Annotated in this window: 14 protein-coding genes; 8 read left to right on the top strand and 6 right to left on the bottom strand. The window is 36.1% G+C overall.

What is annotated here, in order from left to right:
* Positions 1-48: 48 nt before the first annotated feature.
* From pssA to CEF18_RS25725, 3 genes are all read left to right on the top strand, one after another.
* On the top strand, positions 49-750 hold the full coding sequence (gene pssA / locus CEF18_RS04275) for a CDP-diacylglycerol--serine O-phosphatidyltransferase (protein ID WP_223292223.1): 702 nt from the start codon (positions 49-51) through the stop codon (positions 748-750).
* 287 nt (positions 751-1,037) lie between these two features.
* Positions 1,038-1,838, top strand: coding sequence for an SDR family NAD(P)-dependent oxidoreductase (locus tag CEF18_RS04270; protein WP_110935358.1), 801 nt, complete (start codon positions 1,038-1,040; stop codon positions 1,836-1,838).
* Between the two features lie 121 nt (positions 1,839-1,959).
* Positions 1,960-2,136: a hypothetical protein gene (locus CEF18_RS25725; protein WP_183041025.1), complete on the top strand. Its 177-nt coding sequence runs from the start codon at positions 1,960-1,962 to the stop codon at positions 2,134-2,136.
* A 147-nt stretch (positions 2,137-2,283) separates the two neighbouring features.
* Here CEF18_RS25725 and CEF18_RS04265 read toward each other — a convergent pair whose 3' ends face one another.
* Positions 2,284-2,418: a YpzI family protein gene (locus CEF18_RS04265; protein WP_110935357.1), complete on the bottom strand. Its 135-nt coding sequence runs from the start codon at positions 2,416-2,418 to the stop codon at positions 2,284-2,286.
* 334 nt (positions 2,419-2,752) lie between these two features.
* Here CEF18_RS04265 and CEF18_RS04260 point away from each other — a divergent pair, with 334 nt between their 5' ends.
* Both CEF18_RS04260 and pepT read left to right on the top strand, forming a co-directional pair.
* A complete protein-coding gene (locus CEF18_RS04260) occupies positions 2,753-4,168 on the top strand; it encodes a Na+/H+ antiporter NhaC family protein (protein WP_110935356.1) in 1,416 nt (471 codons plus the stop codon).
* A 363-nt stretch (positions 4,169-4,531) separates the two neighbouring features.
* Positions 4,532-5,764 carry a peptidase T gene (gene pepT / locus CEF18_RS04255; RefSeq protein WP_110935355.1) on the top strand — a complete coding sequence of 411 codons (1,233 nt, stop codon included), beginning with the start codon at positions 4,532-4,534 and terminating at the stop codon, positions 5,762-5,764.
* Between the two features lie 57 nt (positions 5,765-5,821).
* Here pepT and CEF18_RS04250 read toward each other — a convergent pair whose 3' ends face one another.
* Both CEF18_RS04250 and pfkA read right to left on the bottom strand, forming a co-directional pair.
* On the bottom strand, positions 5,822-6,325 hold the full coding sequence (locus CEF18_RS04250) for a TraR/DksA C4-type zinc finger protein (RefSeq protein ID WP_110935354.1): 504 nt from the start codon (positions 6,323-6,325) through the stop codon (positions 5,822-5,824).
* 87 nt (positions 6,326-6,412) lie between these two features.
* Positions 6,413-7,372 (bottom strand): 6-phosphofructokinase, encoded by a 960-nt coding sequence (gene pfkA / locus CEF18_RS04245; protein WP_110935353.1) that lies wholly within the window; start codon positions 7,370-7,372, stop codon positions 6,413-6,415.
* A gap of 194 nt (positions 7,373-7,566) precedes the next feature.
* Between pfkA and CEF18_RS04240 the strand changes: the two genes are divergently transcribed.
* The gene (locus CEF18_RS04240) at positions 7,567-8,628 is read left to right on the top strand and encodes a DmpA family aminopeptidase (RefSeq protein ID WP_110935352.1); all 1,062 of its coding nucleotides are present in this window, start codon (positions 7,567-7,569) and stop codon (positions 8,626-8,628) included.
* A gap of 116 nt (positions 8,629-8,744) precedes the next feature.
* Here the strand turns inward: CEF18_RS04240 and CEF18_RS04235 are convergent, their stop codons facing one another.
* Positions 8,745-9,008 carry a YozQ family protein gene (locus CEF18_RS04235; RefSeq protein WP_110935351.1) on the bottom strand — a complete coding sequence of 88 codons (264 nt, stop codon included), beginning with the start codon at positions 9,006-9,008 and terminating at the stop codon, positions 8,745-8,747.
* 209 nt (positions 9,009-9,217) lie between these two features.
* Between CEF18_RS04235 and CEF18_RS04230 the strand changes: the two genes are divergently transcribed.
* Complete coding sequence (locus CEF18_RS04230) at positions 9,218-9,754, top strand: DUF2179 domain-containing protein (RefSeq protein ID WP_407690383.1); 537 nt, start codon at positions 9,218-9,220, stop codon at positions 9,752-9,754.
* A gap of 27 nt (positions 9,755-9,781) precedes the next feature.
* Here the strand turns inward: CEF18_RS04230 and CEF18_RS25720 are convergent, their stop codons facing one another.
* On the bottom strand, positions 9,782-9,955 hold the full coding sequence (locus CEF18_RS25720) for a hypothetical protein (protein ID WP_183041026.1): 174 nt from the start codon (positions 9,953-9,955) through the stop codon (positions 9,782-9,784).
* A 273-nt stretch (positions 9,956-10,228) separates the two neighbouring features.
* Positions 10,229-11,170 (bottom strand): DMT family transporter, encoded by a 942-nt coding sequence (locus CEF18_RS04225; protein ID WP_110935350.1) that lies wholly within the window; start codon positions 11,168-11,170, stop codon positions 10,229-10,231.
* A gap of 339 nt (positions 11,171-11,509) precedes the next feature.
* On the opposite strand from CEF18_RS04225, the gene CEF18_RS04220 reads away from it, so the two are divergent.
* Positions 11,510-12,937 (top strand): MDR family MFS transporter, encoded by a 1,428-nt coding sequence (locus tag CEF18_RS04220; RefSeq protein ID WP_110935349.1) that lies wholly within the window; start codon positions 11,510-11,512, stop codon positions 12,935-12,937.
* Positions 12,938-12,994: the final 57 nt, after the last annotated feature.

Raw genomic sequence — 12,994 nt, 5'->3', positions numbered from 1 at the left:
AGAATATAATCATAAATACAACCCAATACGCAGAAAGGATATGATTAAGTGATCAAACGAAATATTCCAAACTTCATAACATTGAGTAATCTTTTATTCGGATTTTTATCCGTTGGCTCAGCTATGTTAGGAGATTATCAAAATGCTTCACTTTTTATACTTATTGGAATGATGCTAGATAGTATGGATGGATGGATAGCTAGAAAACTTAACGTGGAAAGTGCATTTGGTAAAGAATTGGATTCTTTAGCTGATATTGTAACGTTTGGTATTGCACCTGCTATTTTAATATTTAGTACGACATTTGTTGATATTGGAATGATCGGCTTATTAATAGCAGGTATGTTTCCGGTTTTCGGAGCGATTAGACTAGCTCGATTTAATATTGACGAAGAAACTTCAACCGCACATTATTTTACCGGGGTGCCGATTACTGCTGCCGGTGGTGTGATTGCATTATTAACGATCTTTAACTTCGCGATACCTGATGCAGCTTTAGCTACTATATACACCCTTTTATGTGTGTTAATGGTAAGTAAAATAAAAATTCCAAGTTTAAAAGAAATTCCTATTCCAAAATACGGAACGATTATCACATTATTATTGCTTTCTTTGATTGTTGTAGTAAGGTTTAATGCTAAGCTGGAATTTTCAAGTTTAATGATTGTAGCAATTTTAATTTATTTTGCATTTATGATTGTACATTTTCTCCTTAAGAAAAAGCGGCTAAATACGAAAGAGAATGACTAATTAAATCAAACAAGAGCACTCCTTTTAAGGTGCTCTTTTTTTAAGATATTTTTTCGTCTAATATTGTTTTAATCAGAAATTTACGAGTACTCGAATCCTCTACAGGTCGATGCTTTACAGAGGCAATCTTTTTGCCTCTTCTAACAAAGACCGTTTTTAGGAGGCTTAAAAAAAGATTTTCACCGCTGAAGTCATCGCTTTTCGTATCTACTGTTTTTATTAATGAAGTCTAGGTTTCTGTTCTTTCATTAAGGGAATAATTAGACACAGAAAGGCTGGTGAATGTAATGAGTATTTATGATAAAGATGCACTGAAAGATGAACATATTTTGATAACTGGAGCTACTGGCGGTATTGGTTATGTCACCGCAATTGAAGTTGTAAAATGTGGTGGACATGTAACGATTACTGGAAGAAATGAAGCTAAATTACAGAATTTAAAGCAAGAATGTCAGTCTATTAATGATCAAGCAAGAGTAAATATTATTGCGGCAAATATAGCAAAAGAACAGGATCGAATCAACCTTGTGGAGAAAACTGTGAAGCATAATGGTCCCATTACAGGTCTCGTTAATTCAGCTGGCATTGTTGGAGGAGACACGATGGAGCAAATCAGAGAAGATGATCTTCGTGAAGTGATGGATGTCAACTACACGTCTACCGTTCTGCTTACTCAACTCGTTTACCGCGAGATGATAAAAAAGCAAAAAGGTTCCATCGTGAACATCTCTTCCCTTTCCGGACTAAGAGGTACTTATGGGAACACGGCATATAGTGCTTCTAAATTTGCCTTAATTGGGTTCACTCAATCCTTTGCATTAGAAGCAATTGAACATTCTATTCGAGTCAACGCGATATGTCCCGGCTTTGTAGATACGGAAATGGGTCGTGGAGCAATTGAGAAGAAAGCTAAACAAGAAAATCGAAGCTATGAAAAACAATTGGAGATAGTAAATAACGGATTACCTTCAAAAAGAATTACAGATCCAGAGGAAGTAGCAAATAGTATTATCTTTCTATTAACTGACGCGGCTGAAAATATTGTAGGCGAATCCATGAAGATATCGGGTGGCAGTGTGATGCGCTAATAAAACTCCCCATATATGGAGATACTAATAAGGACATCATTTGAATCAAAATTTATCACCTATTTCGAATAAATTGTATTATAATGAAAAGAGTTCTTATATTATAAGGAGAGACAAAAACATGGAAACCCCAAAAAAGAAAATTAATTTGCAAGAAGCAATGAGACAGCAGTTAGAAAAGAAAAAGCAAAAAAACAGTTCAAATCAACAAACAAATAACTCCCTTGGTAATACGAAAAAAATGACGAGCCAACAGCCTAAACAAACTGCCAGTATGCGCCGTAAAATGGGAAGTTAATTATAAAGTTTTGTAAATAGTACTGTTACAACGTAAATTTTTATACCTGACTTGATTCAGACAATCAGTCAGGAAGTAGTTGTTCATATGTCTATAAACTTTCTGTAAGATTTACTTACAGAAAGTTTTTTTAATTGACGCTGTAAATTATTCTTTGTTTCTTTTTCTAGCTGCTTCTGGCCCCTCTAGCTTTGTAGCACCTTTGTACTCTAACTTTTGATCCCGATCAGACTCAACCCTGTGTGACTCTTTCAGCTTTTTTTCTTGCCTGTCTCTTCCCATTTTCAGCCTCCTTTTATAGGTAGTATGCGTCTGTGTACTTTAGCTCATACTTGGAAAATAAATGAGTGGCTTCTAATCCTTATATCCCGTCTGCCGTCATCCACTGTACAACTTCTCCTTAAAGATTCCCGCCATCACATCACCTTTGTAACTTTCTCTCTCTTTTATCTTTTCAATCATCACTCAGAACCCCTTCTAGTTTAAGATTCATCCACTTTATAGCATAGCCTTTAGTTAATTGGCTCCTTCATAAATATCGATGATACATAATTTTAATGTTAAGTCACATGCTAAGTAAATGTTTGAAAGAGTACATCGATGGGTGGAATGCAGCATGGAAGCCAGTTGGCTATCTATAATACCTTTTTTATTAGTAATACCTATAGCAATGTTTACAAAACAAGTTCTGCCAGCACTTATTATTGGCCTTCTTGTTGGATCCTATTTAGCTAATCCTAGTTTTCTTGGTGGTATTCAAACGATGCTTACATATTTGGTTCTAGCGTTAATTGATGAAAACAATATTAAAATTATTGTCTTTCTTTATGCATTTTCCGGTCTTGTTGGAATCATTAAAATAACAGGAGGGATCAGAGGATTTGTAGAACTTGCCGCCGAAAAGATCAAGACTAAAAAACAGGCCCTCATTCTCACCTATGTTTCTACAATAGGGACATTCAGTGCACCTACATTTCGCTTTGTGACAATTGCTCCTATTATGAAAGCTCTTTTAAAGGAGATAAAAATGTCTACGAAAGAGCTCGGTTTTGTTATTGAAACAACTGCAACACCTGTGATTGTTTTGATACCAGTAGCAACAGCCTTTGTTGGTTATATGGTATCTGTGATCCAAGTTTCTGTGGAGAATGTAGGCAGTGATATCGATCCTTACTCGTTATTTATTCGCAGCATTCCTTTTAATTTCTTTGCCTTTGTGATCATTTTACTAGGTATATATTTAAGTTTTTTTCACCACTCAAAGTCAGATGCTCCTACAGATATTGAAGGTTCTGAGTCTGAGTCTGAATCGGAAGCAGATTGGCATGACTGTCATCCATCCGTTTCTAAAGAGTTACCAAACAGACCATGGAATTTAATTTTTCCGCTTATTTCAGTTATTGGATTCACACTGTTTCTCACCTGGTGGGATGGCATGGGAGAGGGCGTAAACTTTTTTCAAGCTTTTATAGAAGCTGATGTTCTGCAAGCAATGGTTGTTGCCCTTTTGATTACTGTTTTTTTGAGTATCATTTTATATCTCTTTCAACGTTTTAAATTAACAGTATTAGTGGACAGTTTTTTATTAGGTGGAAATGAATTAATGTCTGTTATTGTACTTTTGACTGTTGTATGGGGATTATCTTCCGCTACTGATGATTTAGGATTCTCCAGTTTTATAACAGCCAACACAGAATGGATTCCTCATATGTTTATCGCTCCGTTGCTATTTCTTTTTGGAGCCATGATCTCTTACTTTATCGGTTCAGCATGGGGCGCATGGGGAATATTAATGCCCCTCGGCGTTTCTCTTTCCTTTGCAGCAGATGTAAGTCTGCCACTTGTCATTGGAGCTGTTTTTGCTAGTGGTTCTTTCGGGGCTTTTGCATCCCCTTTAAGTGATGATACCGTTACTATTTCAAAAATATTAGGCCTTTCGGTTATCGACTATGCCCACTTTAAGTTAAAACCAGCTCTAATCGCAGCAGGAATAACTGCTGTTCTATATACATTTATTCCATTTTTATTATAAATGTAGTGCAACCAAAATGATATTTGCGGTAGTTTATCCGTTCATTCTTTCACGGATGGACTAAGATATTTATGAGACATAAAAGGAGTTATTCGTAAAAAGTAATAGAGCATCACATGGAAGTAATAACGATTCCTCTCGTTGAAACGACCGTTACCGTTAAGTGGTCAGGAGCGTAAATGCACGATTGAAAGAAGAACCACGGCTATTTCATCTTTCCCTTCTATAGCCAATTATCTCTATACCTCGAGTAGAATGTTACTGGGTTCCTTCATTTTTAAAATTAGTATTTGTTCTATTACACAATAGAGAGTATGATTTAGTTATACATATCTTAAATATAATAAATGGAGCTGAGAATAGATGAAACAAACATTGATTGAAAGGTTAACTGCGTATGCAAAAATAGACACGCAATCAGACATGTCGAATGAAGTTTGTCCCTCTACTGATGGACAGTGGGAACTTGCAAGAATGTTAGTTGCAGAATTACATACAATTGGTATGGAAGATGTACACATAGATGATTACGGTTACGTGATGGCCTCGCTCGCTTCAAATACAGAGAAAGATGTTCCGGTAATTGGCTTTCTTGCTCATCTAGACACCGCCACTGATTTTACTGGTACGAATGTTCGCCCTCAGCTAGTAAAGAATTATGATGGCAGTGAAATCGTGTTAAATAAAGAGAAATCTATCATCCTTGAACCTAATAAGTTTCCAAATCTTCAAAATTACATCGGACATACACTGATTACTACAGATGGGAATACGCTTTTAGGCGCGGATAACAAAGCAGGAATTGCAGAAATTATGACTGCACTTGAATTTCTAATTGCTAATCCTGAGATTAAGCATGGAAAAATTCGTATAGCATTTACGCCTGACGAAGAAATAGGACGTGGACCACATAAGTTTGACGTAGAAAAATTCGGGGCATCTTTTGCTTATACTGTAGACGGTGGTCCCATAGGTGAACTTCAATACGAAAGTTTTAATGCTGCTTCTGCCGAAGTTATCTTTCATGGCAATAACGTTCATCCCGGCACAGCAAAAAACAAAATGACAAATTCCATGAAGCTTGCAATGAACTTTCATGATGAAATTCCTTTGAGTCAAGCTCCAGAGCACACTGCTGGATACGAAGGTTTCTATCATTTGCTCTCTATGGATGGTGATGTAGAAAAAACTACATTACACTATATTATTCGTGATTTTGATCAACAGAAATTCGAAAACAAAAAAAAGCATATTCGCTGGGTCGCGGAAGGCATGCAAAGAAAATTCGGAAAAAACACTGTTGAACTAGTTATCAAAGACCAGTATTATAATATGCGAGAAAAAATAGAACCAGTAAAAGAAATTGTAGATGTTGCCTTTTCAGTAATGACTTCATTGGAAATAACTCCTATTGTTGAGCCGATCAGAGGAGGAACGGATGGATCACAACTCTCCTATAAAGGTTTACCTACTCCGAACCTTTTTACCGGTGGAGAAAACTTTCATAGTAAGTATGAATTTATTTCCGTCGAAAATATGGAAAAAGCTACTAATGTCATTGTGGGTATCGCAAAAAAATTCGAAGAAAATGCTTAGAGAGTCTAGAGGGTGTGACCAAAAACTTGGTCACACCCTCTACTTACTAATCTAATTTTATTTTTGAGTGCCATCTGGTGTATCTGATGAGGTACCATGCTCACTCGCAGCTTCCCAAGTATCTTGTCGCAGCTCTTGCTTATAAGATGTATCCCCTTTTTTCAGTGGACTTGTTATATCCTCTTCTACTGGACGTTTGTTTTCTTCTGTTTGTTTTTTCGCGTGGTCTATGCACCACTTTGTCGTTGGAATTGCTTCCAGTCTTTCAAACTGAATTTCCTTCCCACATTCTGCACATTTACCGTAGGTGCCATCTTGAATTGCTTCTAACGCTTCACTCACTTCTTCTAACGTTTCATTTAAATGATTATCTAAAGTCATTTCTTTTTGTCTATCAAATAACTCCGTTCCTTGATCTCCGGGATGGTTAGAAGTATTTGAAAGTTCTCCCGTATCCCCAGCACTTTCCTTACTATCCTCTTGAGTTGATAATCGGGTCTCGAACTCTTCTTTCATTTTTAAAAGTTCTTTTTTTAATAATTGTATTTCTTGTTGCTTCATTTATTAATTCCCTCCAAAAACATGATACCTTTAATATTCACGTTAGTAGAAGGGATTAAACGCAAGGAGGTGTTCAAATCTCTAATACTAAACAGATAATATTTCGGTTAACTTATACATGTGGTTATCAAAGGGCTTTTTCATGTTTAAAGCTTCCGTAATATCCATATTAAAGATCTTATTATCTTTTATACCTACTACTTTATTTGATTCATTTTTTAACAGCAATTCCACAGCATTCACGCCCATTTTACTAGCTATAATTCTATCGAAAGATGTCGGGTCTCCTCCGCGTTGAATAAATCCTAAAACGGTTACACGAGCATTGACACCGGCTTTCTCTAAAATTTCTTCTTGCAATTGCGAAGCAATGCCAGATCCCTCGGCGAGCATGATAATGTGATGAAGTTTTCCTCTTTCTTTTCCTTGTTTAAGCTTTTTGGCGATATCTTCAATCCCTAATTGAGCCTCTGGAAGAATGATGCTTTCCGCACCTCCAGCTAGACCTGCGTGTAATGCAATATCACCGCAATTTCTTCCCATAACTTCAATGATTGTTGCTTTTTCATGGGAAGATGATGTATCACGAATTTTTGTAACAGCATCTAAAACTGTGTTTACTGCCGTATCAAATCCGATCGTATACTCGGTGTATGCCAAGTCATTATCGATTGTTCCGGGAATTCCTATGGTGTTTATCCCCATTTCACTGAGTTTTTGAGCACCAGCGAAAGAACCGTCTCCTCCGATAACGACTAAGCCCTCCACCCCATTTTCCCTTAATATTTCATAAGCTTTTTTTCTTCCTTCTTCCGTTTTAAACTCCTCTGATCTAGCTGTTTTCAGCATCGTACCACCTTTATGAACAATATCTCCAACAGTAGACGCTTCCATTTCTATTAATTCACCTTTGATCAATCCAGCAAATCCTCTAGTAATTCCAACAATTTCAATGTTATAATACACGGCTGCCCTTACCACTGCCCTAATTGCAGCGTTCATACCAGGTGCATCTCCCCCACTTGTTAATACAGCAATCTTTTTCATGTATGTATCCCCTTTCATAAAGTTGTCTGACTTCTTATGTCCATAACTTAGAGAATACACCGTCTTCACAGAAAAGTCCATGCAAGTCTATTAATTTTTAATTATCTTGATTTTAGCTTTCATCTAAATAGAAAAGAAAAGGATTATTCCTTCTTTTTGGTGAATAATAAACATGATGGAAGGAGTATAAATACATGCAAAACACGAAACGGTTAAGAAACTACGGAGTAAATATTGGAGATTTTAGCCCAGGCGTACTAAATGCAATAACAGATGTACCTGGTGTGAAGGTTGGCCATACAACTCTTAGCGATAGAAACATGCAAACTGGAGTTACCGCTATCATTCCCCACAAAGGAAATTTATTTAAAGAGAAAATGATCGCAAGTTGTCATGTCATGAATGGTTTTGGCAAAACTACTGGTACACTTCAGCTGAATGAACTCGGTACACTCGAAACTCCTATTATACTTACAAATACCTTGAGTGTCGGTACTGCTGCGGATGCTCTAATTGAATACATGTTAAAGAGCAATCCCGACATAGGTAAAACAACTGGAACTGTTAACCCAGTTGTCGGGGAATGCAATGATATGATTCTAAATGACATTCGAGCAGGTTTTATACAAAAAGAACACATTTTTCAGGCGATCTCAAATGCCGCCTCTGAATTTCAAGAAGGTTCCGTTGGTGCAGGAACTGGAATGGTTTGTTTTTCATTACAAGGTGGAATCGGTTCTTCATCTAGAATTATGCAATTCTCTCATGGAATGTATACGATGGGAGTTTTAGTCTGCACTAATTTTGGAGTCTTAAAGGATCTGACCATTAATGGTAAAGAGACTGGCAAAGAAATTTTCCATCTGCATCCTTCTTATGAAGTTAAAGATAAAGGTTCTATTATGATTATTGTCGCTACGGACCTTCCAGTTTCTGATAGACAACTTAATCGTATCTTAAAAAGAACAGTCACCGGACTTTCCCTTACAGGATCATCCTTATCTACTGGCAGTGGTGATATCGTGATTGGTTTTTCTACCGCAACAAAGGTTCCTCATTATAAACTTAACACCCTGCTCTCTTCCTCTGTGATACATGAGGAGGATATCGATATCGCTTTTCACGCTGTTTCAGAAGCCACAGAAGAAGCAATTTTAAATTCTTTAATAACTGCCTCTGAAATAACTGGTACAAATGGAAACACACGTCCGGCGCTTAAAGATTTATTAGAGAAATATAATATTAGCATAATTTAAATAAAAAGGAAGAACCCATGCTTCCAAAATCAGCATGGGTTCTTCGACGTTCTGAAGATCAAGGCTTCTTAAACTTTTTTATTGAATCGTGTTTTATGCTTTGATTGCGTAGTTAATTAAGATTTTTCTGTAGTTTTTTGGTCATATTTTTTGTATTCATAACCTTCTCTTGGAATCGCTTCTCCATTATGAGACTTTAATGACCCATCTTCTCCTACATCGTCAATTTTCCCATCAACGGTTCCCTCGGTAAATGTGTCAGAAACTTGCTCGTGTGTGATAGCCATCCCTTTAGATAATTCATCTGTTCGATTGTAATCGTCTGGTTCATAACTTTTTTCTGCTACTTTATCTGAATTTTCTTGCCTTTTCTTATCCATACTTAAACCTCCTCTTATATATCTTTCCTTAGGGTTTGTAAGAAAGAATTAAATTATCAAAATTAATTTAAAGGGATAAACGTTTTGTGTTAGAAGTAATTATAAAACAAGTAATTTTTTTGATAGTAAGAGTTATGAGTTAAATAAGTAACCGATCCCGTCTTATACCATATTAAATGAAAAAGTTAGAATATTTTAGGGGGATTATAATGAGTTTAATCATGGAGAACGCGGTTGGTATGGTAATTATTATCTTAGTTATAAACATTGTTTACGTCACACTTTTTACAATTCGAATGATTCTTACATTAAAAGGCTGGCGTTATCTGGCAGCTGGTTTAAGCATTGTGGAGATACTTGTGTACATTATTGGCTTAGGTATTGTCTTGGATAACTTAGATCGCACTGAAAATCTAATTGCTTATGCTATTGGTTATGGAATTGGTGTTATCGTTGGGATGAAAATTGAAGAAAAATTAGCTTTAGGATATATCAAAGTAACGGTTATTACCAAAGAATACGAGCCAGACATTCCAAACTCACTCCGGGACAAAGGTTATGGCGTAACAAATTGGGTTGCATATGGGCGTGAAGGTGAGCGTCTGATGATGGATATCCTTACATCAAGAAAATCGGAACGCAATCTCTATTTAACTGTAAAAGCGTTAGATCCTCACGCATTTATTATCTCACATGAGACAAAAGCATTTTTCGGCGGGTTCTGGGTGAAGGGAATCCGAAAGTAGTAGATATAAAAAAGAATCCAATATAATTTAATCTAAAAGACGATTATTTTCATCTACGTTCATTCGTTTCGGGTGAATAATATTTTCAGCAATAGCTTCTCCTTGTCCATCACAGATCGTGCAGACATACTGCCATTCTTCGTCATCTGACAACATTCCTGTTCCTTCACACGCCTTGCAAACATCATTTCGATTAACCATATATACCTCTCCTTTCCAGCTATTATTTCTTCATATATTTTTCACTTAAATCAAAGAAATATGCTAAAAAGTGATAAATTATTTAGTCTTTTATTAAATACAGCGTGATCTTTCGCCCCCCTAGTAGCACCTACGTATTACGTGTAGGTGCTACTCGAAAGGAGGGTGCGGTTTCGAGCACCTTTTTTTCGATAGAAAAAAGCAATCTCTAAACACCTAATTTTTTAATATATATAAAAAATACTGAATAAATAATTTATCCAGTACTCTTTTTTATTCAAGCGATTTATTACTCGTTTTCATAGAATGAATTTGACTCGCTCTTTTTTTGAATGAAAAGATAGTTAGTACGACTGAGGCAACCACAAATATAAATCCAAATCCTTGCCAAAAAGTTAAACTTTCATTTAAGATGTAAATGCTCACTAAAACCGAAATAATTAACTCAGCGGAAGAAAGTATTGCTGCTTTACTAGATTCTACATAAGACAGACCCAGAGTAAATAACACATAAGCAAGGATTGTAGAAATAATCGAAATCCCCATAATCGGCATCCATATCTCAGTCGTTAGTAACATTTCCGTCTTTTTCCATATTTGACTCGTCGGTATCATAAACACACTTCCACAGATCATCGCGTAAAACGTAATCGTAACAGGATGATAAGCCCTACTGACATGTTTTCCGATTATACTATAAGAAGAACAAAATAAGCCTGCTAATAAACCTAGTAAAACCGTGCTTAATGTAACTGTAATTCCTCCAATAGGAATAAATTCAATGGCTAAGGCACAACCAGCAACGGTGAATATAATGGCTAGATTTTTTTGCAATGTCAGTTTCTCTCTGTACAATATCCGTGCTATCAATGCTGCAAAAACTGGTGACGTATAAACAAACACAACAGCAATTGCTACTGATGAACGCTCCATCACTGCAAAATAACACCAATTGAACAGTGCAATACTAAAAACACCTAAAATAAAAAAGTAAGGAATATCCTTCCAATCGATCTTTAAATATTGTCTAAACAAAATAAATAATACTGGAAATAAAATCAAACTTGAAATTGTTAACCTTATTGTCACTACTTGCCAAGGTGTAAAACCACTCGCGTACAGCTGCTGCACAAATAAACCAACGATGCCCCAACACGAGGCTCCAATAACGACACAAGCATAGGCAAGAGCCTGATTCATTTTAATTTTAGGCATCGCTACACCCTCCCTTTTTCTCTCTCTCTACCAGGTTCAGGAATAACAAACTGCTAATTTAGAAGCTCTTTAATGTCTATAAGGTAAAAGTATCGTATATAAGAAGTAAAAACAATGGAAAAAAACATGTTTTTAGTCATTAAATATGACTATTTTAATATAATAATATTTCCATGCAGTTGCTTTCTTAACTAGGACAATCTAATAAGTTATGTTAAAGTACGCTTTATTTATTAATTTTATTTGTTTACTAGCAATACTAAGCGTATAATAGTTTCTTAGATCTATAAAATACTTAGTCACACTAAATATTATCCATGTAAAACAGGAGGACTCATCTTGAATACCGAAGTAAATAATAAGACACTAATAGCAGCACTGCTCCTCATCGGCTCTTTTATTACTATTCTAAATCAAACACTAATGATCACTGCCATTCCGCCAATTATGGTAGAAATGAATATTACAGCCAATACGGCTCAGTGGTTAACGACTGTGTTTATGCTTGTTAACGGAATTATGATCCCGATCAGTGCCTTTCTAATTGAAAAATTTACGACAAGACAATTATTCATCACTGCAATGAGTATTTTTACCTTAGGAACCATTGTTGCAGGTCTAGCTCCTAACTTTGAAGTATTACTATTCGGTAGAATTATTCAATCAACTGGTACGGGGGTTATGCTTCCGTTAATGCAAACAGTTTTCCTAATGATATTCCCAGTAAACAAACGTGGTGCAGCTATGGGTTATATCGGTTTAGTCATTTCGTTTGCCCCAGCAATTGGACCAGCATTATCTGGATGGATTACTTCTAACTATTCATGGAGACTATTGTTTTTAATCATTTTGCCATTAGCCATTGGGATTATCATTGTATCTCACTTTATTTTGAAAAATGTAACCGAACTGAAAAATCCTAAAGTGGATCCAATATCCATCATCTTATCTTCCTTTGGTTTTGGTGGATTGTTATACGCTTTTACAAGCGCAGGAAATGTAGGCTTTACTAGTCCAATCACCTTAATTGTGTTAATTATAGGGGTTCTTTCACTAGTATTCTTTATTCTTCGTCAGCTACGTATGGCGCATCCCATGCTGGAATTTCGCATCTTTAAATACAGAACATTCACTATTGGTACAGTTGTGGCCTCAATTGCATTTATGGGTCTTATTGGTTCAGAAACGCTTATTCCTCTATATATGCAGGACATTTTAGATTTCACTGCCTTTGAAGCTGGTCTTGTTCTTCTTCCAGGTGCTGTCTTAACAGGTATCATGTCGCCAATTACAGGTAGAATTTTCGATAAAGTTGGAGGAAGAGTACTTGCAGTAGTTGGTATGGTTATTGTTACAGGGGCTTCGTTAGGTCTGTGTTTTCTCGATGAATCAACTTCCTTGCAGTATTTAACAGTAATGTATGCGATTCGTATGTTTGGGTTATCTATGGTTATGATGCCGGTAACTACGGCTGGATTAAATGAATTACCTCAAAGTTTGCTTGCACACGGAACAGCGATGACAAATACGATGCGACAAATTGCAGCATCGGTAGGAACTGCTATTCTTGTAACAGTAATGACAACTGCAGGAGAGTATGCCGCTGAACAACCCGGTATCTCATACCCGGAAATCTTCGGGGTAAACATGGCTTTTGTAGTACTCACCTCTGTTACCTTTGTAGGGTTAATTTTAGCAGTCTTTATTAGAAAGACATATCCACCTTTAGAGGGAAAAAGTGTTAGTCCTATTTCAGATCAAAAATAAAACATAAAAAAGGAACTTGGAGAAAAATCTCCAAGTTCCTTTTTTAAAGTTAAGAAT

The organism is Salipaludibacillus neizhouensis, assembly GCF_002886185.1.
GTDB classification, from domain to species: Bacteria; Bacillota; Bacilli; order Bacillales; family Salisediminibacteriaceae; genus Salipaludibacillus; species Salipaludibacillus neizhouensis.
Note: the sequence above shows the minus strand (reverse complement) of the source record. Positions and strands in the feature narration are given on the sequence as shown.